This is a genomic window from Vibrio sp. M260121 (assembly GCF_036533715.1).
Classification (GTDB): Bacteria; Pseudomonadota; Gammaproteobacteria; order Enterobacterales; family Vibrionaceae; genus Vibrio.
On record NZ_JATABF010000016.1, the window covers coordinates 24,556 to 47,917 of the forward strand.

19 protein-coding genes are annotated in these 23,362 nt (G+C 44.0%); 16 read left to right on the plus strand and 3 right to left on the minus strand.

The features are described 5' to 3' along the window. The first annotated feature begins 23 nt into the window (after window positions 1-23). From tssB to tssG, 5 genes are all read left to right on the plus strand, one after another. The gene (gene tssB / locus QTO06_RS10920) at window positions 24-530 is read left to right on the plus strand and encodes a type VI secretion system contractile sheath small subunit (protein ID WP_331408014.1); all 507 of its coding nucleotides are present in this window, start codon (window positions 24-26) and stop codon (window positions 528-530) included. An 8-nt stretch (window positions 531-538) separates the two neighbouring features. Continuing rightward, window positions 539-2,014 (plus strand): type VI secretion system contractile sheath large subunit, encoded by a 1,476-nt coding sequence (tssC, locus tag QTO06_RS10925; protein WP_005437988.1) that lies wholly within the window; start codon window positions 539-541, stop codon window positions 2,012-2,014. Window positions 2,015-2,075: 61 nt separating this feature from the next. Further along, entirely contained in the window at window positions 2,076-2,486 is a 411-nt protein-coding gene (gene tssE, locus QTO06_RS10930; protein ID WP_020195813.1) for a type VI secretion system baseplate subunit TssE, read from the plus strand. Window positions 2,487-2,496: 10 nt separating this feature from the next. Continuing rightward, window positions 2,497-4,245, plus strand: a complete 1,749-nt coding sequence (gene tssF, locus QTO06_RS10935; RefSeq protein WP_020195814.1) for a type VI secretion system baseplate subunit TssF — start codon at window positions 2,497-2,499, stop codon at window positions 4,243-4,245. Then, window positions 4,242-5,240 (plus strand): type VI secretion system baseplate subunit TssG, encoded by a 999-nt coding sequence (gene tssG, locus QTO06_RS10940; RefSeq protein WP_331408015.1) that lies wholly within the window; start codon window positions 4,242-4,244, stop codon window positions 5,238-5,240. Before tssF ends, tssG begins: the two co-directional genes overlap by 4 nt. Before the next feature lie 137 nt (window positions 5,241-5,377). On the opposite strand, the gene QTO06_RS10945 is transcribed toward tssG, so the two are convergent. The 3 genes from QTO06_RS10945 to QTO06_RS10955 are packed head-to-tail and all read right to left on the minus strand — an operon-like array spanning window position 5,378 to window position 10,584. Then, window positions 5,378-5,830, minus strand: a complete 453-nt coding sequence (locus QTO06_RS10945; RefSeq protein ID WP_331408016.1) for an Lrp/AsnC family transcriptional regulator — start codon at window positions 5,828-5,830, stop codon at window positions 5,378-5,380. Between the two features lie 32 nt (window positions 5,831-5,862). Then, window positions 5,863-9,252 (minus strand): type VI secretion system membrane subunit TssM, encoded by a 3,390-nt coding sequence (gene tssM, locus QTO06_RS10950; RefSeq protein ID WP_331408017.1) that lies wholly within the window; start codon window positions 9,250-9,252, stop codon window positions 5,863-5,865. Window positions 9,253-9,279: 27 nt separating this feature from the next. Beyond that, on the minus strand, window positions 9,280-10,584 hold the full coding sequence (locus tag QTO06_RS10955) for a type VI secretion system ImpA family N-terminal domain-containing protein (protein ID WP_331408018.1): 1,305 nt from the start codon (window positions 10,582-10,584) through the stop codon (window positions 9,280-9,282). Between the two features lie 623 nt (window positions 10,585-11,207). On the opposite strand from QTO06_RS10955, the gene QTO06_RS10960 reads away from it, so the two are divergent. The 11 genes from QTO06_RS10960 to QTO06_RS11010 all read left to right on the plus strand — a co-directional run bounded on the left by QTO06_RS10960 (window position 11,208) and on the right by QTO06_RS11010 (window position 23,308). Further along, window positions 11,208-11,807, plus strand: coding sequence for an outer membrane beta-barrel protein (locus QTO06_RS10960; protein ID WP_331408019.1), 600 nt, complete (start codon window positions 11,208-11,210; stop codon window positions 11,805-11,807). Between the two features lie 9 nt (window positions 11,808-11,816). Next, entirely contained in the window at window positions 11,817-13,349 is a 1,533-nt protein-coding gene (locus QTO06_RS10965; RefSeq protein ID WP_331408020.1) for a type VI secretion system-associated FHA domain protein, read from the plus strand. Continuing rightward, the gene (gene tssJ, locus QTO06_RS10970; RefSeq protein WP_331408021.1) at window positions 13,342-13,842 is read left to right on the plus strand and encodes a type VI secretion system lipoprotein TssJ; all 501 of its coding nucleotides are present in this window, start codon (window positions 13,342-13,344) and stop codon (window positions 13,840-13,842) included. Before QTO06_RS10965 ends, tssJ begins: the two co-directional genes overlap by 8 nt. An 11-nt stretch (window positions 13,843-13,853) precedes the next feature. Then, window positions 13,854-15,179, plus strand: coding sequence for a type VI secretion system baseplate subunit TssK (gene tssK / locus QTO06_RS10975; protein WP_331408022.1), 1,326 nt, complete (start codon window positions 13,854-13,856; stop codon window positions 15,177-15,179). Beyond that, window positions 15,176-15,967, plus strand: a complete 792-nt coding sequence (icmH, locus tag QTO06_RS10980) for a type IVB secretion system protein IcmH/DotU (protein ID WP_005449458.1) — start codon at window positions 15,176-15,178, stop codon at window positions 15,965-15,967. Before tssK ends, icmH begins: the two co-directional genes overlap by 4 nt. 149 nt (window positions 15,968-16,116) lie before the next feature. After that, the gene (locus QTO06_RS10985; protein WP_331408023.1) at window positions 16,117-17,634 is read left to right on the plus strand and encodes a PAAR-like domain-containing protein; all 1,518 of its coding nucleotides are present in this window, start codon (window positions 16,117-16,119) and stop codon (window positions 17,632-17,634) included. 12 nt (window positions 17,635-17,646) lie between these two features. Next, window positions 17,647-18,417 (plus strand): AHH domain-containing protein, encoded by a 771-nt coding sequence (locus QTO06_RS10990; RefSeq protein ID WP_171371463.1) that lies wholly within the window; start codon window positions 17,647-17,649, stop codon window positions 18,415-18,417. 11 nt (window positions 18,418-18,428) lie between these two features. Further along, the gene (locus QTO06_RS10995; RefSeq protein WP_171371464.1) at window positions 18,429-19,001 is read left to right on the plus strand and encodes a hypothetical protein; all 573 of its coding nucleotides are present in this window, start codon (window positions 18,429-18,431) and stop codon (window positions 18,999-19,001) included. Between the two features lie 9 nt (window positions 19,002-19,010). Continuing rightward, complete coding sequence (locus QTO06_RS11000) at window positions 19,011-19,502, plus strand: hypothetical protein (protein ID WP_203486676.1); 492 nt, start codon at window positions 19,011-19,013, stop codon at window positions 19,500-19,502. Continuing rightward, a complete protein-coding gene (locus QTO06_RS11005) occupies window positions 19,499-22,690 on the plus strand; it encodes a PAAR-like domain-containing protein (RefSeq protein WP_443088833.1) in 3,192 nt (1,063 codons plus the stop codon). The genes QTO06_RS11000 and QTO06_RS11005 overlap by 4 nt, the downstream gene beginning before the upstream one ends. Then, window positions 22,691-23,308 carry an imm11 family protein gene (locus QTO06_RS11010; protein ID WP_104026714.1) on the plus strand — a complete coding sequence of 206 codons (618 nt, stop codon included), beginning with the start codon at window positions 22,691-22,693 and terminating at the stop codon, window positions 23,306-23,308. It abuts the gene before it with no gap. The last annotated feature ends 54 nt before the right edge of the window (window positions 23,309-23,362 follow it).

Below are 23,362 nucleotides of genomic sequence, written 5' to 3' on the forward strand. Positions count from 1 at the left end.
AAGAGTTAAATAAGGAACTAATTATGTCACGTGACGGCTCGGTGGCTCCTAAAGAGCGAATTAATATCCGTTATGTTCCAGCAACTGGTGATACGCAAGAAGACGTAGAGCTGCCGCTGAGCATGATGGTAGTTGGCGACTTTACTGCACGTGCAGATGAGACGCCAATCGAAGAACGTACTCCAATCAATATCGATAAAGACAACTTTAACGAAGTGCTAGAGGGCATGTCTCCAAACGTTAAAGTGAATGTTGAAAACCGTCTTTCTGAAGAAGAAGGTGGTCAAATCGGCGTTGATCTTACGTTCCAAAACATGAAGGACTTTTCTCCTGAAGCAATCGCGAAAAGCGTACCTGAGCTAAACAGCTTGCTTGAACTTCGTGAAGCCTTGGTTGCACTGAAAGGTCCTCTAGGAAACGTTCCTGCGTTCCGTAAGAAGATCGCATCGGTTCTTCAAGACGAAGAAGCGAGAAAGAAACTGTTGGATGAACTAAGCATTGGCGCCGACCAAGAAGCGAAAGAAGAGTAAGGGATATCATGTCTGCAGAAGCACAAGCGCCAGAACAAGAAGCAGCCTTAGTTGAATCAGGCTCACTTCTGGATAGCATTCTTAATGAAACTCGTTTAAAGCCAAGTGATGAAGGTTTTGACGTTGCAAAACGCGGCGTAGAAGCATTCATCAGTGAGCTACTAAGCAGCTCGAACACAGAGAAAGTAGACCAATCTTTGGTTGATCTGATGATCTCTGAAATCGACCAAAAACTGTCGAACCAGGTTGATGCGATTCTTCACAGCGAAGAAGTTCAAGCGGTTGAGTCAACGTGGCGTGGTCTTAAGTACCTTGTTGACCACACTGACTTCCGTGAGAACATTCAAATTGAATTGATCTCAGCGAAGAAAGATGAAGTTCTTGATGACTTCGAAGACGCACCAGAAGTGGTGAAGTCTGGTCTTTACAAGCAGATCTACACACGTGAATACGGCCAATTCGGTGGTAAACCTGTTGGTGCAGTAATCTGTGATTTTGACATGTCAGCATCAACGCCTGACATCAAACTGATGGAATACATGGCGAACGTGGGCGCAATGTCTCACGCACCGTTCATCACGTCTGCATCGGCTAAATTCTTTGGCCTAGATAGCTACGAAGAGCTACCAAACCTAAAAGACCTTAAGTCTGTATTCGAAGGCCCGCAGTACGCGAAATGGCGTGGTCTGCGTGAGCACGAGGATGCACGTTACCTAGGTCTATGTACGTCTCGCTTCATGCTACGTACACCTTACTCTGTAGAAGATAACCCAATTAAGGCGTTTGACTACGATGAGAAAGTAACAGACAGCCACGACAACTACCTATGGGGCAACTCAGCGTACGCGATGGCGTCTAAGATCAGTGAATCATTCGCTAAATACCGTTGGTGTCCGAACATCATTGGTCCTCAAAGTGGTGGTGCGGTTCAAGACCTACCGGTTTACAACTTTGAAGCAATGGGTCAAATCGAAACTAAGATCCCAACAGAGATCCTTGTTTCTGACCGTCGTGAGTACGAGCTAGCAGAAGAGGGCTTTATCGCTCTAACCATGCGTAAAGGTTCTGACAACGCGGCGTTCTTCTCTGCAAACTCTGTTCAAAAACCAAAAGTGTTTGCGAACACGCCTGAAGGCAAACAAGCAGAGATGAACTACAAGCTAGGTACTCAGCTTCCTTACATGTTCATCATCAACCGTCTGGCGCATTACATCAAAGTGCTACAGCGTGAGCAAATCGGTTCTTGGAAAGAGCGTTCTGACCTAGAAATCGAACTGAACAAGTGGATCCGTCAATACGTTTCTGACCAAGAGAACCCGCCAGCGGAAGTTCGTGGTCGTCGTCCACTTCGCGCTGCGAAGGTAGAGGTATCAGACGTAGAAGGCGATCCAGGTTGGTACAAAGTATCGATGTCTGTACGTCCTCACTTCAAGTACATGGGCGCAAGCTTCGACTTGTCTCTAGTTGGTAAACTAGATCAATAACCCATTACTGAAACCATCAAGCAGCCAGTGAAGACTGGCTGCTTTTTTCGTAGGACCGAACATGGAAAAAGGTTATCGTCTTCTAGAACGGATTGAATTGGGTGAGCCAAAAAACTGCTACGAGAAAGTGGTGTCTCACAAGCACCTGATTGAGTCTATTCACTCGCACCTTGCCGACTTATTGAACACACATTCTGGTAACGCCATGATTGATGATGAGTACGGCCTGCCAGATTTCAACGATGTGCTTTCCAATAACACAAACCTCGTTCGCCACATTCAAAAAAACATCACATCAACCATAGAACGCTTTGAGCCCCGACTGTTGAATGTCGAGGTTCATTACCGTGAAGACCACCATAACCCATTACAACTCGGCTTTGGTATTCGCGGCGAAGTTTCCCATAACGGCGGTAAAGTTCCAATGTCGATCGATGTCTACATGGGAACTGACGGCCAATTTAACGTTTAGTAGGTGCCACTTGAGTAACAGTAAATACTTTCAAGATGAACTCACGTATTTGCGCGAGTCGGGTAGTGAGTTTGCCAAATATCACCCGAAGTTAACTCACTTTCTCTCTGAAGGAACCTTCGACCCAGACGTCGAGCGACTGCTTGAAGGTTTTGCTTTTCTGACCGGACGTATCCGCGAAAAGATTGACGACGAACTGCCGGAGCTGACGCAATCTCTGATGACTTTGCTGTGGCCGCATTACATGCGTTCAATTCCGTCTTTGTGCATCAGCGAGCTGAAACCACATACGGGAAGTGTTACTGAGAAAACCGTGGTGAAACGTGGCGCGGAGATGGCCAGTGAACAAGTTGAAGGCACGCAGTGTTTGTTCCGCACTTGCTACGATGTGAATCTGTACCCAATCACGATCACTAATATCGAACAAACCAATAGCCGCACCAGCTCAGCGATTGATGTGACGTTATCGACGGAACATGGTCTTGAGCTGTCTCGTATCGGCTTAGATACGCTGCGCTTACACTTGCATGGCGAGATTCACATAACTCGCACCGTCTTCTTATGGTTGTTCCGCTACCTAGATTACGTCGAGCTAGACGTTGGTGGTGGCTACAAACACCGCCTAGGGCCAGAATACGTTAAGCCAGTAGGGCATGAAGAAGACGAAGCGCTGCTGCCTTACAGCAAAAACTCCTTCGCAGGTTACCGCTTGCTACAAGAATTCTTCTCTTTGCCAGATAAGTTCATGTTCTTCGACATCAAGGGCTTAGAGTGGCTAAAAGGTATTCCCCAACGCAGCACGGTCAAAATCAAATTCCACTTTAAGCGTGCTTTGCCTTCAGAAGTGGTGCTTAAAGATAAACACTTAAGGCTGCACTGCACCCCAGCGGTGAACCTGTTTGAAAAAGACGGTGATCCAATTCGCCTAGAGCATCGCCGAAATGAATATAAAGTACGCCCTCAAAGCAATACTCAAGAACACTATGAAGTGTATGGGATTGAGCAAGTGGAGAGTTGGAGTAAGGATGAACGCCGTCGTAAACCGTTAATCGAATTTGAGTCGTTTGAACACCAAATCAACCAGCGTGATAAACGAGAGTTCTACAAATCCAAAGTAGGTGAGCGAGTAAGCGGAAGAGGGTTAGAGCGCTATATCTCATTCCATACTCACAATGGCGACATTGCGGATTTGGGGACTGAAACGGTATTGATGAAACTGCAATGCAGCAATGCGGATTTGGCAGAACGTCTTTCGGTGGGTGACATCACTTACGCAACCCACAAGTCGCCAACGTATGCGACGTTTAAAAACATTACGAAGCCAACACAATCGGTAAGCCCACAAGTGAACGGTGAGCTTCAATGGCAGCTGATTGCCAACATGTCTCTCAACTACTTGTCTTTAGCGAATATCGATGTGTTGAAAGTGTTGCTCTCGACTTACGACTTCCATTCTCGTGTCGATAGGCAAGCCCACCGCGCGTCGATTCATAGACTTGATGGCATTATCTCGTCAGAGATGAAACCCATTGACCGTGTGTTCCGTGGCGTTTCCGTACGTGGTAACCAATTCAAGTTGGTGACCAACTCTAAGTTCTTCGTGAATGAAGGCGATATGTTCCTTATGGCAACGGTACTGAATGAATTCATCCGTCTGTATTCGAGTGTGAACTCCTTTACTGAACTGGAAGTGTTTGATGAAGCCACTGGCGAAGTGTACAACTGGGCAAGCCTGATCGGACAGCAGACGATTCTATGATTAATACACTTTCTGATAAGTCGAATGAGTTTAGTTTTTACCAAGCGGTACTTCTGCTGGAAAAACACTACCAACTAGAGCCAAATTCCAATTTTGTCGCGGTCGGTGAGAACAAATACTTCCATCAGGAACGCATTGAGTTCAGTGTGTCGCCAAATCTGTGCTTTCCGAAGAGTGATATGGACTTTATCACTCATATGGAGAGAAACGGGCAACAGTATTCTCGTGTTGAGACGAACTTCCTCGGTTTGCACGGCTCAAGTTCACCACTGCCAGCCTCTTACACGGAGAAGCTTGCAGGTCGCGACCCTGATGATAACCCGGTAAAAGACTTCTTCGACTTTTTCCATAACCGCTACACCAGTTTGTTGTATCGAGTCTGGAAGAAGTATCGCTATCATGTGCAATACCAAAGTGACGCGAGCGACGCGTTCTCGGGACGGATACTGCACTTGGCTGGTCTGTCTGGCGTGATGCAAGATTGTGATGTCGCGGAGCTAGACCGAGCGAAGATTCTGTCTTACGTTAACCAGTTATCGACACGTACACGCTCCCCTAAGCTGATATCCGGTATTGTTTCGCACTACTTTTCACTGCCGAATGTGCGTATTGAAGAGTGGGTTTATAGACGCGTAGAAATCGCTGAAAGCCAGCGTAACAAACTCAATCGCGCTAACTGTGTGTTGGGGCAAAGCCTGCACTTGGGCCAAAGCATTGCGGATTTGAATGGCAAGTTTAACTTGTGCATCGACAACATTGATTTTGAGACGTTTAAGCAGTTCTCTTACGATGGCGAATTACACAAGACGCTGGTGGGATTGATGCGTTTTATTCTGCGTGACCCGATGTCGTGGGACCTTAAGCTGACGGTTAACCTTGATTCTATTCCAGATAACCAACTGGGTAATGGGGAAGGGAACCACTTAGGTCAAACGTTTTGGCTAGGTAGCCCTAACGAAGCAGACGCTAAAATACGTGTAATCGGCAGTATCTAATGCTTTGCGATGATTCCGAAATGGATGAATAAGAAACGGATGCGTAAGAAGCGTTAGGTACAACAACACAAAAAAAGCCGCGATGTATTCGCGGCTTTTTAGTCTGAAAAGAATGTTCGGCGGGAACCCCAAATAACTTATCGACTGATTGGTTGGTGGAGTACTACCGTTGTGTCGAGTTTTTGAATTCCGCTGAAAGATTCAATTTCATTACATAGGTGGTGAATAGACTGAAGGTCTGGAGCTTCGATAAGAGCAATAATGTCGAAGCTACCACCCACAACGCTCGTCAGTCGTACCTCTGGAATCTCTTTAAGGGCACTCGTTACTTCGTTTTTCTTGCCCTTTTCACAAGAGATCAGCAGATAGCTGGCTGCTTTGCGACCCTCATTTTCGACTCGGATCTGGGCAGTGTAGCCCTTGATGATCCCAGTCTTTTCCAACCTGTTGATTCTTTCTGCGACAGCAGTACGAGACAAACCGATGTTTCTAGATAGATTCGCAATTGACTCTCGTCCGTTTGATAACAGACTGGAAAGGATTTTGCGGTCTAACTTGTCTAAGCCTTGTAAATTCATGTTTGAAATCATGTGTTCTGCCTATTCTGGTTTTTATATAGTTATTAAATCGACTCTGGGAGTGTAAAGTTATACAGCTCGGCTAGAGTGAATGGGTTTTTCTGTGTCAAAGGAGTGATACGAAGGCTCAGGTCCCTCCCTGACACTTTTATGTCACTGACGAAGCTACCGTTATGAGTGTTTGTCAGGGTCGAATCACCTAGCAATCTGTATATCGCCCACTGACCACTCTTATTAAGAACGTGCTGCTTGCCCTCGTCTGTCACATCTTGGATCGTGATACTAATGTTGAAGTCACCGTTCTGCGGCGGCCACTCCATCTCACGAATTCGGCTCGGACCGTGATAGTAGTTGATATCAGCGTCTGAAATTTTCAGACTGGCTCTGATAGCACTGGAATCAAGGTCTAATACTTTCGCACTGAACGGGATGTAAACTCGGTTTGTGCTCTTATTGATCAACGTATCGCGGATAACATTGTAATTGCGCAATTGCACCAATAGGGCAGGAGAAAGTGGCATTGTCTCGCCATCCACCTGTTTTGGTGTCCACAAGTTTGTATCGTAGAACGGTGCGAAGTTCTTCTGAATAAACGTGTCTAACAAACCACCTGATGCAAACAACAATTCGAAGTCTTCAATCGAGATTTCTTCTGTCGCGTTGAGATCAAATGGGTATTTACCAAGTCCTAGCTCTTTAAACTTGGTGTAAATCTCGCTGTACCATTGGGTTTGAATGCCTTTTGCTGATTCCGCAATCATCACTGACCAGCTTTGCTGAACCACATCAAGCAACCAGCTGCGTACCGGCTCTGGTGACTTTTGAGCAATCTGCTTCAGTTTGATAAGCGGGTCCGCTTCTGTGCTGTTCATACGGTGCTGAGCAGCGGCCAACGCAGCCATTTGTGGATCAGGCGCATCAGCGATGTCTTTCATGTAAGTACGAACACGGCTCAAGGCTGTAATGGTTTCATCCCATGGAGTAGGGGAGTTCGGTGTTTCACTTACTTGAAGCTGGTTCAACAAGTGGAAAGCTTGCTCAACACGCTTCATCAGTAGGTAATCTGGCTGTACGGCTTCTTCTACTGCTTCTGATGCCGAGTCTGCCGCTTCCGCGAGTTTCGGGTTCACTTTAGCGATTAACGCGTTCTTCTCGCCAACAGGAGAGAACTGCGTGTTCGCGTAAACTTGCTTAAGTACAGTCGTCATTGGCGAAGATGGACCTGAAATAAGGTCGATAGCGTTCGTCAGGTCACCCACATTGCTGTAGTTCTGAACTTTTAACTCACTCAGTGCGTTGCGCCAGTAGTTGATGTAGTCGTCGGTGTACTTCTTACGAACCTGAGTCTTAAACGCATCCTGCTCTTGCTTGGTCGGAATCACATGGTTTGATAAACCTAAAACCCAGTTATCACTGATCACTTGTTGTGACATTAAATCAACACGAGGGCGATAGAAGGTACTAAAACCTGTTGAGGTGTAAACCTTATCGATCACAAGTCGATTGTCGTCTAGCGGTTCGTTAAACACGTTGTTGAACTCAAAACCAACGGCACGTTGAAGGTCGAGCGTACCAAGGTCAATGGCATCCGCCTGGTTCAAAATGCCTGCGTAAACAAGATCGACATTGGAGTTAGCCAGTAATGAGCGACGAGTCGCGCGAACAATGTCCATATTGATATCAACCGGAGCAAATTGAGTGCGGAAATAAGCATCCAAGTAACGCATTGCTTGGTTAACAACATCTGGCTTGTCGCTCAAATCGTTGAGTGTTTGTAGTGTTTGGCGACGTAGAAACTGAATGTCACGTTTTGATGGGTCATTCAGCATTAAGTAGCCTTTAAGCAATGGCAACGTCGCAGCAATATCATGTTGATTGTGAGTTAACTCGAGACGGTAACCTCTCTCTACAACAGGCATGAGCTGTTGTGCGACTTCTTTAAGCAGAGCTTCGTAAGCCAATCTTGTGCTTTGGTCTAGGCGGCTGATGTTCAATGGCAAGACTTCTTCGTCTAGGGCACGAGAGCCTTCTAGCCATGCGCTGTATGATGGCTGAATTGCACGTGTTGCGTTAAGCAATAACTGGTTAAAGCTTGCTTCTTGCTCTACCTGACCTTTGTCATCTATGCCAAGCAGTTGATTGATGACACGTAGGTTACTGTCTAGTGTTGTAACAAAGAAATAGGTACCGCCAGCCAACAAGATCACGGATGCCAACATAGCCAAATGGCTTTGACGTTGGATCAAACGCAGGTACGTTTTGTTCTCACCGGCAAAATCGCTCTCTGGCAAAATCTGAGAATCAATCAGGAAACGAGAGAAGTAGGGCGTTTCTGTCAGCTGTGTGTGCTCTGAAGCAATGATCGGCAAATTAAAGTAATTGCTGCAGCTTTTTGCTAACAAGTTGTACTTACGACCACCTTGTAAGCTAGAGCAGAAGAAAATCTCTCGGATATCAAGAGAATAAACGCCGCTGTTTGCATCACAAAGGCGTTCAAGTACATAACTGATTTCCGCTTGGCAAAGTTCAAATTGCTTAGGAAACGCGAGGATTGCTTGCTTCTCGTCGATATCGGTTGAGTTTGCTGATGCATCTAAAGCGTTGCTTTCAAGTACTTTGACCAGATTACGGTAACCATCGCGGTAATACTCTGTGATGACACCTTTCGCTTCTTTTAAAGGGATAGACAAGAACTCTACGCGAGTTTTAAGCGAGCTAAAATGCACGTATTCCTTAAAGCCATCCAACTTGTCAAGTTTCGACATCATCAGGTAAACAGGCAATGCTGAAGAGGTTTTTTCGCTGATGGAGCTCAGACGCTGCAACAGGGCAGTGATGGTGTAATCTTTTTGCTCTGGCTCAGAAACAATCATGAACTCAAAGTCGGTAAAGAACAGGCAACCTGAAAATGGCTTTCTCGGACGGTGACGAATCACTTCATCGACAAAGGTATTCCACAATGATGCATCGCTGCTTGAGACCTCTTGGAACACGAGACGTTGATCTGGCTTGACGTAAACCGCGCTGTCAGATTCATACCATTCAAAGAAATCGTTTTTTGCAGTGCGAGAACGATCCATTGGTTTAATTGCGCTTGAATTAAACAAAAACTGACGTCGGCCAGACCCTTTATTACCAATCATTAGGTAGATTGGTTTCTTGCCTGAATGAGCAAGGAGAGGGCGGATTACCATAGAAAGGGCTTCTTCCTCGGTTTCCAAAAGTTGAGCTTTCGAGTTGTTCTTTTTCTTAAACCATAGTGACAACTGGAATATGAGATAAAACGCAGAAATGACGCCAAGGCCAATCCATAGATAAAGCTTATCTGCATCTTCGAGTAAGAATAAATATACTGCTGCAAATATTGCGGCTAAAACCAGAGCCACTATGGTGGAAACCACGATCGGGTTTCTCAGTGTTTTTTGTTTGAACATAAGCCTATAATTTCTTTACTTGTATTGTTATTCATTGTCGTTTGTTGCAGCTTGCAACTGGTTAATCTTATATAGGTAGATGTTCAGTAAAAGGAGAGAGCGTTCAATTTCCTTTTGCTGCGCATTCTTTTCTGCGTACTCAATCCGCCCAAGAAGTGGGAACAGCGAATTGCTGTATTCGTACGCTTTCTTCGAGTCCTTGTCCGTGTTCTGTTTCGTTACGTTGGCAAATATCGTCCTAGCATAGGCAAAGCGTTTGTATATGACATCGAATTCATTTTCGAAACGAGAACGTTGATCTAAAAAATTCTCTCGAAGTTGCTGAGCAGACGATGAGTCTGGGTAGATTTCTGTCAACTCATAAGTCAATTCATCAATGATGTTTACTTTACTTACCTTCACTGGATCGAGCGTCCAATCGGTCATCAATGTATCAAGGCGTTCTACAGTCGCTGAACGTAAAGAAAGTCGGTGATCTTTGTTTTCAACACTAAACGAGCCAACGATATCAGTCAGTTCTGTCAGTGAAGCGTGTTCGATATCATCTTTCAGTGTTTCGTATTGATGCTGTTTGTAAATAAAGTGAGAAGCCAATGCTGCTGTTAACAAACCAACCACGGAGAAGAGTACCCATCGGCTCGATTTCGGTGACTCGGGCTGTGGGGTTTTTGGTGCTTGTTTTGCGTCAACTTTCGGTGGGGGGGCTATTTCAACTTTAATCCCTGTCGAAGGCGATTGCACTTCCGGTTTTGGTTGCTTCGCCTCTAACGCCATGACTTGTTTGGCTTTTGCGTCCTTAATCTCTTCAATCCACTGATTCAAGATACGACGAATACGACCAAAAGATGGGGCTTTAATTCCGTAGTGAAGGCGCAACTCTTCCTCGATGCGTAAGCACAGTTGATGTGCTGCTTCGATAAGAGGAAGCTCCTCTGGTAATGCGCGTTGCTTTTTAATCCGTTTCTCAGTGTATTCAACCATCCACTCGATAGCGCTGATACGGGCATTCGCTTTTGCATGTTCTGGGTAAGCGGTGTACCAGTACACGACGCACAAATCGAGCAACGAGTTCAAGCCTTCAACTAGGCCTTTCAAACCGTCATTATAGGTTGCCGCAACCGTAAAATAGCAGCTGCAACGAAAGTCTTTGCCTTGGGTGCTTAGAATCTTTTTCGACAGCGTTTGCACTGTCTTCCAAGAAACTCTACCTGTTACTTTGTTAAGGTTATTTATTTGACGTTTGATTTCGTCAAAATCATCTAAGCCATTAGGATTTAAGCCGCTTGGATTACTTTCATCGATCGGCCTTCTAGTGAAGTCGCTGAAAAACATATTGTCCAATTCCAACTGATTATAAAAATTAGCGACCCACAGGAAAATGAAAAATGAGGTGCTATGATATATTTTTGGTGGGATTTTATAGTTAAAAGAAAGAAATTGAATAATAAATAATAGCTAAAAACGTATAATTTAACTATGTGTGATCTTCGTTCACGTTTTGTGTTGAAAGTGCTGATTGTTAACGCATTAGCAACAGTGATATGTGTCGCATTAAAAGCTTTTGTTTGGTTAATAAATGTGTTTTTTATTATTTTTCTAGCTTATGGAAACGCAGGATTAACGGAATCAATCTGACAATATCTAAATTAAATCTTCCTTGATTAGTTTTCACTGTAATACGGTCAATCTATCGTGTTTGACTTCATCTTTGCAACATTACACATGGTTGTTATTTCTGATCAGCCTTAAACCTTCACCAAAATTATGACAAATTCGCGCTGATTTTCATCAATATAACCATCCTGCTTTCTGCAATTATTTTTAGTTATTCTGCCTTAATTTGTAGTTTATTTGCCTTATTTAATGGCGCTATTTTTTACCATGTTGAAAAAGCCAAGAGACTTGATATCTTTCGCCTCTGAATATTATTACAAAGGTTTTCCAAGAGGGACGAAATGCTAAAACCAAGTCAAGTTGGGCTAATCACGGCCATGTGTCTGTGTTCTACTTTTGCAGCTGCGAAAGGGGAACGATATGGCGGTTCAGTCAGCATGCTGACAATCGAAAGTATTGACTATGATGAAGGTTCTAGCGGTGATGTCGACACGTTGCGATACGGTCTAGTTCATACACGTCCGATCGATGAAAACAACAACCGTTGGCGTTGGTGGTTGGGCCTTAATTACCTTGCTGAAGATATCGACGCACCTTCAAACGGTGTTTATCAAGAAGTCACAAACTACGAGCTTCGTGTTGTTCCGCAATACGCCCTGAGCTCTTGGAGCATCTTTACTCCTTACGTCGGTGCTGGACTTTCGTTCGGCTATTCACAGTATTCAAACCGTTGGAAAGTAGACCAAGACGGTTATCGTGACGAAAGCATTGAAGACATCGACCAGTTTGAACTTGGTGCGGTTGTCACTCTTGGTACCGCAATCAAACTTGGTAGCAACCCAGATGCCCACATCCAGATCATTCCTCAAGCTTCCTACATTCTTCCAGTAGTCAATGATGGAATTGGTGGAGTAGAGCTGTCCGTTTCCCTACTATTTTAAGGTTTAGCAATGCAAACACATCAGCTAGTCCTATTCATTTCAAAGTGCCCGGAGGAATACACGGGCGCTAAGCATATTGAAATGCCCGAAGGTGGTGGTTCAGTAGGGCGTGCGCCAAGTTGTACACTGCCTTTAACTGACCATAATCGTTTTATCTCTGGGACCCACTGCCTTATTAGTGTTTACGGTGACACATATTACATCAGTGATGTGTCAACCAATGGCACTATGGTAAACGGCAATAAGATCCTTAAAAACCAACCAGTTTCGATTGTCGACGGTGACGTAGTGTCCCTTGGCCAGTACGAAATTGGTGTTTCTTTAGAGCACGTTTCTGCGGCTCAAGATATTGCTGCCGATATTGCTCCAGAACGTGTCTCAAATGATCCGCTTGTTAATTTGGGTGAGGCTGTCGTCGAGGAAGACGAAAAAGTCGGCGCGTTAGAAGACCTGTTCATGGAAACGAAGCAGGACGATGTGGACAGCGATGACCCTATCGCACACCTTAAGTTTTCGATGCAGCGTGAAGACGACCATCTTATTCGCGATGTCGAAAAGCCTGAGACGGTAAAAGCTAAGCCAATCGAAAACACGCGACAAGTCGTTGATGACAGCTTCAGTATCCACTCTGAATTCGATATTCCGAACCTAATTCCAGAAGATTGGTTGGCTGGAACCGCCACGAGTAATGCGTCTGTTGAACCAGAAACACAGCCTCGTCGAGATAACAGTTTTATCCCTGAAGATTTTGTGAATTCAGAGAGAGCAAACAACTCTGACGCGTTTGTGTCTCAACCTGAGAAAGTACAACCTGAAGTACACCAATCTCGTCCACAACAATTTGAACAACCAACTCCACCACCAGTCCAACAATCGGCACAAAGAACAGAACCTGTTGGTCAGAAATGGGAGGAGGTAACACAAGCCTTTATTCCTTCGACGCAATCTGCTCAGCAAGAATCAAAAGTTACAGAAACCAAAGTGGGGTTCGTCAGCAATGAACCTAACGCCACTGAAGAAGGCACGCTGTCCTCTGACATTAGTAAAGCGTTTTACGAAGGTTTAGGAATCAGTAATCCAGAATTGATCAGCAACGAAGCACTCCTGTTTAAGCAAATGGGAACCTGTCTTCGTTTGTGTATCGACAACTTGCAAAAAGACCTTCATGAAGTGGAGTCACTTAAAGGTGAACAGGGTTTAAGCGAAGCGGATTCAAACTTAGCGGAACTGATGTTGACGCTAAATAGCCAGAACTTGCTGTCTCCGAATGAATTGGTGGAGCAAATGTTGGATGAGCTCAATGAGCATCAGATTATTTTTAACAAGGCTCTCAATGAGTTGCTGATAGAACAATCAGAGACGAATGACCCTGTCACATTTGCAAACGTCGTCGCAAGTAAATCTATGTTCACTACCAAATCAAAATTGTGGGGTGAATATCTGGAGTTCTATGCCAATAACCGTCGCCAGATGAATGAGACGTCATTGAAAGGTTTGATCAAGAAAAACTACACCAAAGCGATTAAGGGAAGTCATGCGTAGTATTACAATGTTGCTCGGATGTGTTTTGCTATCCGGTTGTTCTATGTGGGAGCAATTTAAAGAATCAACGGGAATTATCCCCGAAACGTCCTCAGTCGAGTTAGTGATTGAGGCATCTTCTGTGCTTAATGTTCGTGAAGGTGGTCAATCCTCCCCAGTTATTTTGCGTGTTCATGAACTGACATCACCAGTTCTATTTCGCAGCTTAGATTTCTTCGCTCTGTTTGAAAACGACAAAGCGTCGTTAGGCGATGAATACATCAAACGTTACGAATACCAAATGCAACCGGGTGACAAAATCCATGAATTTTTGGAGCTTGACCCTGCCACTCGCGCTGTCGGATTCTCGGTGGCGTTTCGCGATATTGATGGCTCTTCTTGGCGCAAAGTTGAAGTGATTGAAGAGAAGAGCGAGTACTACATCAAACTTAAGTTAGAAGGCAGTGAGTTAATTTCTGACAACACTCGCGGCATTGAACAAGTTTATTTTTAAGGAATAAAAGCATGTCTTTATACAATCCAGTTGTTTGGCAAGATGGAATGTTCATGAAGCCGCAGCACTTTCAGCAACTCGATCGTTCGCAAAGTAAATTGTCGAGTATGCTGAGCGCAAATACGTCACCTTTGCATTGGGGCATTAAGCGTTTAGAGATTAACTCGCAATTGCTGGCGTTGGGCAAAATTGGTATCACTCGTGCTGAAGGTATTCTTCAAGACAGAACGCCATTCGAATTGCCGCTGTTGGCTGAACTTCCAGAAGTGAAAGACGTCGATCCTTCGATCGCTGACAAAGTCGTTTACCTTTGCTGTCCCTTACCTTCTGAACGTTCGGAGCTATTCGGCACCAAGAAAGACGGCGCACGTTACACGCTGGAATCTCAAGAGGCGGTTGACGCTTGTTATGATTCAGAAGACATGGCAAATATCGTAGTCGGTAAGCTTAACTTCTGCTTGATGTATGACCATGAAGATAAGAGTGCTTACACATCAATTCCAATTCTGAAGATCTCAGAAGTGAAGCCAGACGGCAGTGTTATCTTGGATGAAAGCTTTATTCCGACTTGTATCGATATTCATGCCTCTACCGTGCTAAACAAGTTCGCAACCGAGTTTGCCTCTATGCTGAAACACCGCGCAGAATCCATCGTTCAGCGCCTCGGCGTGGTTGACCAGCAAGGCGTATCTTCAGTTTCTGATTTCATGCTGCTGCAAGCTCTAAACCGATACGAGCCGCTATTCTGGCACTTTGCGAGCGCAGAAGGGGTTCATCCTGAATCGTTTTATCGCATTCTTCTTCAAGCGGAAGGTGAGCTTTCGACTTTGTGTTCAGCGTCTCGTCGTCCAGTCGAGTTCACCAAATACAACCATGGCGACCTAACCAGCTGTCTATCGCGTACATTGGATAGTGCGAAGATGACACTAAGTGTGATGTCTGAGCAACGTGCAATCCCACTGACGTTGAGAGACCAAAACTATGGTATTAGAACGGCAGCGATTCCAGACAGCAAGATCATCGATACCACAACCTTTATTCTTGCGGTTAAAGCTGATGTTACTTTGGATGTTCTACATACTCAGTTTGTTAGCCAAACGAAGATCGGTTCTATCGATAACATTCGTGACCTGATTAACCTTCAACTACCGGGCATCGAGATTAAACCAATGCCAGTCGTACCTCGAGCATTGCCTTACCACGCAGGTTACACCTACTTCGAACTGGATAAGACAGGCGAAGAGTGGGCAGCACTGAAAAACACGGCTGCGATTGCGGTTCACGTAGCGGGTGACTTTGCTAACTTGTCATTGCAACTATGGGCTGTTCGTCTATGAGTTACGCAGAAACCGACGTCACCGTAGTCTTATTCCAACCAGAGCCTGGCAAACCGATGGAGGTGATGCCAGCGCCTGACTTGTCTCGTAATATCGCGGTACAAGACCTAAACATCGAAAACATGGGCATCAACCCTTTGGTCGACCAATTCTCATGGTTGATCGCCAGCTTGTCTTGTATGTCCTCAATTCCTTGGCTTGATGACCCAATGCCGTTCCGTGAACAAGTGGCTCGCGAGATAAGAAAAGGCGAACGTAAGCTCAACGAAATGGAATTGGATCGCGCATCCATTTTGGTCATCCGATATTGTTTGTGTGCTGCGATTGATGAATCGGTTTGCCGACAAGAGTGGGGCGCTAACAGCCATTGGAGCCAGAACAGTTTGTTGTCCGAGTTCCACAATGAAACATCTGGCGGCGATAAGTTCTTCGTTATTCTCGAGCGTTTAAAAGCAGACCCGCGCAAATACCGTCACGTCATCGAATTCTTGTATTTGCTGCTTCAACTTGGCTTTCAGGGAAAATATGGCCGTGAAGAGCGCGGTAACGAAAAGCTCGCAGAAATCGGCAATACCATTTATCGCTTAGTACGTGATGAGCGTTTGGCAGAGCAAGAGAAAGTCTCTCTCGTTAACCTTAAGGCCAAATACCTCAAGAAACCGCTAAAAAGGGTGATTTCGCCCAAACTGATTTTAGGCATCAGTGCGATCACCTTCGCGATCATGTATGCCGCGACCTACATCGTTATAGATTTAAAGTTCCAGCAATTGCTTGAAGTGTATCGATAAACAGAAGATCTCGAAATGAGATCTTCTGCCAGTTTTAAGCTTTATCGTGAATGTCACTAGCGGTTTAGTGAAATTCACTAGTCATTTAGAGAGATTGCAATGTGCGATCTCTTTTATTATTCAATCAACAAAATTCAAATGGATTGGTTATGGGCGTAACAGTTGGTGCAAATGGACTTTCGATAGTTCATAAAGGCTCAGGTGGTGAAGCGAATGCAACGCTCCCAGATGTTTGTTTAACGAAGGTCGGCAAGCCGATCGTTCCTATCCCTTATGGCAACAATGCTAAGTCAGCAGACCTTGCTGGTGGCACTACGACTATCTCTATGGATGGTGGCAACAGTGTCGCGATCAAAGGCAGTACGTTTTCAAAAAGTACCGGTGATGCGGGCGGCGATAAAAAAGGCGTTGCATCCGGCACGATAGAAGCCGAAGCAAAGTTCATTTCAGCCTCACCAACGGTTAAGTTTGAAGGCAAGGGCGTATGTCGCCTATCCGACCAAATGACCATGAACAAAGCCAATACCATGTGTCTCGGTGGCGCACAAAACCCATCGGTTTCTGTTACGGAAGATCAGGAAGGGACGTATACGGTTGACTTGTACCTCTCTTACTCAGACGGTGAACCCGTTCAAGGCGCAACTTACACTCTAACCGATCAATCTGGCGCCATATTTGAAGGAACATTAGACAACAACGGTAAGGCTTCGGTCGGTGGCGTTGCTCCGGGTGAGTTTGCCATAGAGTACGGTGAGGACAGTCGCGACTTTATGCCGAATGTTCCAACTAAGACCAATCCGAACTTTAATCCTAGTGCTAACGCTCAACTGATCATTGAAGAAACAAAGAAAGGCGAAGTTGGTTTCTGGGAAAATGCTTGGACGCGAATGTCTGGTGCCGCCAGTTGGATTTGGGGTGTGATTCTTGGTGATTTCAACGATGATGCTTCTGTAGAGCAGATCATCGCCAATACAGCGCTGACGATGATTCCTGTCGTAGACCAAGCCGCTGACGTGCGAGATTTATCTGCAAACATTATGACTTTGTTGAGTGAAGAAGAACGTGATAAGCCCGAAAACTGGTTAGCACTTTCACTTACCCTTGTCGGCTGCGTTCCTACATTTGGTAGTGCGGTCAAAGGCACATGTAAAGTAGCACTAAAAGGCGGTAAAGGAACATCAAAAGATACTTTGCTGGCCGTTTTAAGAGGCATGGGTAAAGGCGATCCAGAAAAATTCTTGCGCACGTTAGATTGGGTGGATTACGCCAAGCAAACCAGCCAGATTGTTAGCGATGTTCTAAAACCTTGTATTGAAGTGGCAACTGAGCTGGCTTCATACGCAAACAGAATGGGCGCAGATGAGCTCGGCGCGTATTTCTTGAAGCTAGCGGATGAAGTGAAAATCATCGACAAGATGGTACCCGACAAACTAAAAGAAGCGATGGGCGAGTTTGATAAGCTTTTTGCTCGCATCTTAGGTAAGGGCGAGAAAACCTATCCAGCAAAAGTAAAACACAATACAGGTGAGTCTGCTCAGTCAGGAAAGAACTCTGCGAAGGCGAATGAGGACAAAGATAAAAAGCCTGTTAGATGCAAAATCTGTCGCCGAATTGCAGGGAAGAAGAACGGTCAGTGTAAAGACGCATTAAAAGCTAGATATAGTTAAAAGGTAAGCTCTATGCCAATAAGAGAAGGTAAAGGCAAGTGGGAGCGAAGCAGGAGTTTGAGAGACTCAAAAGCTAAAAAGCACCACCCATTAAACTTCAAGTTAAGATCTGTTGCATCCCATCACGTTGTATCTTGTGACACGCTATCTCGGCTGTCCGAAGCTAGACAGCAACAAATCGTGAGGAAAGGATATGATGTGAATCATCAGAAAAACTTGGTAATTTTACCAACAGTAGATGAAATATCTTGTCAGTATAGTGTACCGCTACACAAATCTGGGCATACTGATAGTGACTTAATTGCACATTATGAGGATAGAACTGGCGAAGAAGTTGAGGCCGAGCTGGCAAGCATAGCAACAAACCCAGTTACTGAAGAGTCCGTTAAAGAAGATGTTCAATCACTTAACAGTGCTCTCGGATACCATAAAGTTGTTGCTAGAAAACTGGCTCTTAGGCTCAAATCAATCAATTGCGACACACTTCCGAAAAGCTATATTGATACAATAGATAATGTTTCTATTGAAATCCTCGGTGATATAGCGAGTTTTGACCTTTTGTTAATAAGCAGAGGGAAACTAATGGAAGAAGGTGATAAAGGATGTGCGCGTTGTATTAAAAAATCTGTCCGGCATACGCATTACACAAAGCGTTTTAGATCACTCTTTAAGCTCAAAAAGCGAGTTCCTGAACAAGTAACGGTAGATGCATTTAGCTATATACCGAAAAAAATTCGCCTTATGAGTGTAAGAGAGCAAAGCAAGATAATTACCAAACAATAAAGAGGTATAAGATGGAGTTTTCGGTAATCTCTGAGGACTATATGAGAAGTTCAACGGCATTCCAATGTGTGGATGATCGTGAATTTCTATATAGTACAAATAATTTTCACCCAACGAGTTCGGAGAGTCCAATAAGATGGGAGGATAAAAATGTAGCTTCCTCCATGGTTCACCCCATTTCGGATAATGGTGACATATGTGTTACTAAAGAATTTGCAGATCTTGTAATGAGCTTTGATCCTTATGGTGTAGAGTTTTATCCAGCATCACTATCGACTAAAGATGGAGTCATCACCGATCGATACATACTAGCTCTGAATAACATTCAAGACGTTGTCGACTTTGAACGAAGTGTTGTAGAAGTATCACCAAACAATGGGGATCTAATCGTCCACCGATTGTTTCTAAGCCCAGAGAAAATTTTAAAGATCCCCTTCCATAAACGGGTGGTTTATAGGGCTAAAGGAGCTGATACTGCAGTATTTTTCGCTCCAGAAATCTATGATTTGATTAGTAATGATTCAAGATTTTCTCTAGTTAGGAAAATGAAGAAGAATACATCTATGCGTGCACCTAAATTTTAGGGGAAAATAATGAAAGAAGACTATATTATTTTAACAAAGCAAAACTTAACTAACTTCCCATTCCAGCAAACCCCTAAACCAATAGTACCCGTAGAGCCTGACTTACTGCTTGAAATGACCTTTTCTCCGAAGCTATTTATCATCAGTGATATTGCGTCAAAAGTAGAGAAACTGGTCGTACACGGAGTTGAGTGGTTAGACGCTCGCGTGGATTGTTCTCCAAGCCAACCATCTGATGATGAAATTAAAGTTTATGAAGATTATCGTATGCCTTACATCCATCAAACTTATAAATTGACGGATAAAGAAAAACAATACGGTAAGTTGAACTGGTTAGATATCGAGTCAACAGAGTTTGACTTCTCTAAATTAGAAAATATTCCCTTAGAGGAACGATTAATATTTAAACTAGAAGAAGATTTTGGCTTAGTTTTTATTCACCAAAGTGTGATTGACCTTCTGAAAAAAGACGTCAAAGACGTTTGGGTAAGAGATGTATAGAAAGCGCCGAAAGGCGCTTTTTTTCATTTGGCACCATATTTAAATCAGTAGTTCAAGCGAATGCAACGCTCCCAGATGTTTGTTTAACGAAGGTCGGCAAGCCGATCGTTCCTATCCCTTATGGCAACAATGCCAAATCAGCAGATCTTGCTGGTGGCACAACGACTATCTCTATGGATGGTGGCAACAGTGTCGCAATCAAAGGCAGTACATTCTCAAAAAGTACCGGTGATGCGGGCGGCGATAAAAAAGGCGTTGCATCCGGCACGATAGAAGCCGAAGCAAAGTTCATTTCAGCCTCACCAACGGTTAAGTTTGAAGGTAAGGGCGTATGTCGCCTGTCCGATCAAATGACCATGAACAAAGCTAACACTATGTGTCTTAGTGGCGCACAAAACCCATCGGTCTCTGTGACGGAAGAGCAGGAAGGGACGTACACGCTGGATATAGAGTGCCGCTATCCTGATGGAGAACCTCTTGCTAATGCGAAGTTTAAGGTTTTTGACGGGAATAATGCTGAAATAGGGAGTGGAGTACTTGATTCTAATGGGCGCAGTAGTGTGTCCTCTTTACCCCCAGGTGAGTGCTATGTCGTCTACGAGGAAGATTCAAGAAAATATGAAGCTAAAACATCTCGTGGCTTAAATGGACATAAATATGAGTGGAGCGATGACGAGCTCTTTGCCCATTGTGCAAAAGAAAAACTCCCGTTTTGGGAGCCTAGAAGTGTCGACAGCGTCCGTAGTACTTGGGGTGTTTTTGACGAAAACTTAGGTTCAGATAAAGACTTTATCTCAATGTTAGCAACGGAAGTAAGAGCGCATTTTGAGTATGAGTTAACAGAGAAAGAAGCGAATGATATCGCGCAAAATATCGCGCTACTATTCAGCACAAACGATGATTATTCTGCAGTAGCAAACGAATTGATAGCTCAAGTCGCACCAATCATTGATAAAAACGGTGTAACGCTTAACTTATTACATTCCATACATGAAGATGAATCTCATAACAATATACTGGCTCTGTTGAGGCAGCAAGGTTACGGTGATTCAGAGAAGTATTTAAAAGAATTAAACTGGAATGAGTGGACAAAGTTAATATCTGGACAGCTTGACACCATACTGAGCAAAGTCGTTCAACGATTTGATACTCTGTCAAAATACGCGTCGATGAAGGGGTATCAAGTTGCTTACGAAACGTTGCAGGTTCAAGCAAAAAGTGCCAACGAAGTAAAAGCAAAACTACCAGATATCACCGCTTCAGGTATGGAGAAGCTGCAACAGAAAAGTTCAAAACTGATTTCTAACGGTGCAAAGCCCAAAGTCGTGAATACCTTTTCTAATGGACAAACGACTCAGTCCGAAAAAGTATCAGATGTTGTACACGCAGAAAGAACACTACCAGTACCTTTTGCATTGGAGTTGTGTTACGACGACAAAGAAAAAACACCAGTATCGAATGTACCTTATAAACTCACTTATAGCAGTGGTGAGGTCTTCGAAGGCCTACTTAATGGTAAAGGGATCGCAAGTGTTTATGGAGTTCCTCAGCACGAAGTGCCGAAAATAGAGTTCGGTGATCCAGATAAAGCAGCCAAAGCCGAAGCGGATCGTCCGGCACAGTTAGACGTGCTAAAAGAGGAAATCACAAAGTATGCCGATTATCTTGTAAAAGAAACCATTGCTTACAATGCTACCCAACCAAGCCCTCAGAAAGAGTTGCTTGAAGAGCTGAAGGCGCAAACTGAAGAAGAATTAAAAGAACTTCGAGCAAGAAAAGCCGAGTTAGACAGTGCGTCGACGACAGAATACGTTTGGGAAATAGCTAAGTCATCAATCGAAGGGGTGGGAGATGATGTAACAAACTACGTGCCTGACTTTGGAGAAATTGGTGATTACTTAGATGCGCTAGATATTGACCTCAGCGTATTAATTTATGCTATTACAACCGGTGATATCGATGAGCTTGAAGAGGCGTTAAAGCGAGTTGATCGAGGGGCTCTGTACTTACAAGAGGCGACTGAAGCAATGGAGCGGTTACTTCTTATCATCTCTGATCAGGAAATTAGAGAATATCTGCTAACTATTCCTCAGCTCTATCTGGAAGCATTACCTGCAGATGAAGCGGTGAAATATAGCCTGTCCCTAGCGACTCAAAAGGGTATTGATGGAGCGATAGTAGTTGGCGGTACTGCTGCCGGTACTGCCGCTGGCGGTGTCGGTGGTCCGGCTATGGCCGTCTTATTGACAGGAGCAACGACAGCGAGATCGGCTGGTAAAGCCGCAGAGCCTTTAGTAAAAGCTATAAATAACTTGGTTGCAGGTAAGAAGCACTCGAAAAATAACCATAAAGAGAAGCCTGAAGATGATGAAACCGAACTAGATAAAACCTGTCCTATTTGTAGAGATTCAAAATGTAAAAACCGCAAAAGGTTGAAAAAAGGGAAAGGTCAGAATAAAAAAGGTGGGTATTTAGATGCGATGGAAAAGGCTTACCGGAACAAAGGTAAATCCTATCCCGAAGGACATGATTGGTATGTGGGTGCAGGCTCCTTAGAAGTTCACCATGTAATTCCTCTCGAAGCAGTTAGCGATGACGTATTTAAAGAGCTTTTTGATGATTTTAGTTATGATATCAATGATGTACATAACTTGGTGGCTCTTCCTGGAATAATGGAACTAGCTTGTGAGCTGGGTGTTCAGCGACATCAGGGAAATCACGCACAAGGTATGGCGCTGAGTGAAAACGAAAAAGCTCTAAGTATACTTGAGGGCCATGAAACTAATGCCCGTCACGAAAATATAAAGAGCTTTAACAGAAAGTTATTTAAGACCACTCAAGGTAAAGAATTGCGTTATCCGAAAGCGGCTAAAAAACAGGTTTTAGATTTAAAAGACCGTGTCGAGGATGGTTTTCTTTGTAAATACGCTGATAATACAAAGAAAGTCAATATGATGTTTGAGCGTGAAATGAAAAAGCACAGTAAAATAATTCTTGGATATATCCAAGATTTTACTTGGACGATTGCTTACGACGGACGAGATTATCGTCAAGGAGGGCCTGGTTGTAGTAATGTTTCAACAATCAAGCAGAAGCGAAAAGGATTACAACGAGCTAACTTCTGTGAAACTCGAGATCATGGTTTCGGCCTAGGGCGATTTAACGGCACATTAGAATTAGGAAAATAGATGAAATACGATAACCAATATTATTTACTGTGTGAGTCTGGCCATGCAGGTTTTCATATGCTTGGGCAGACTAAAGATTCTGATAAAGGATTAAGACACTTAATGGCAAAACGTTCCCTAAAGCGTGAAGTGACAGGCTTGGGAAAGGTTAGAGTATTTGAAGGAAACAAAAAGAATTTCTCCCCTTGTGATTATCACGAAATTGCAGAACAAATGGTATCCGATAAATTTAGACAGGTTTTATTGCCGTTTGAGGTTCCGGGGGTCGATTTTTATCCAACAGAAGTGACTAATGATGACAAAGTCTGGTCGGACTATTTCATGATGCATATTTGGAATAATTATAGAGCCATACATCAAGGCCGTTCAGTCATAAAGGGCACATATGTTGAAAATGACTTTTTTTTAAGAGCATTGTCGTTAGATGAAACGCTGTTAGACAAGGTGCCTTTAGAAGAACGGCTCGTTTTTCGACTCCAAGAAAAACCACAATTTCTATTCCATGAAACAGTGGTTGATGCTCTAAAAGCGGCAAATCTTACTGGGGTTGGTTTCATTAGAGTTGACCAGTGGGGACCTGCTGCAATGTTTAGTGATGATGACTTTGGCGATTTATAGTTTTTTTGCTGCTCTGAACATTGGTTTATCTGACAAAGTAGATGTACTTCTGTA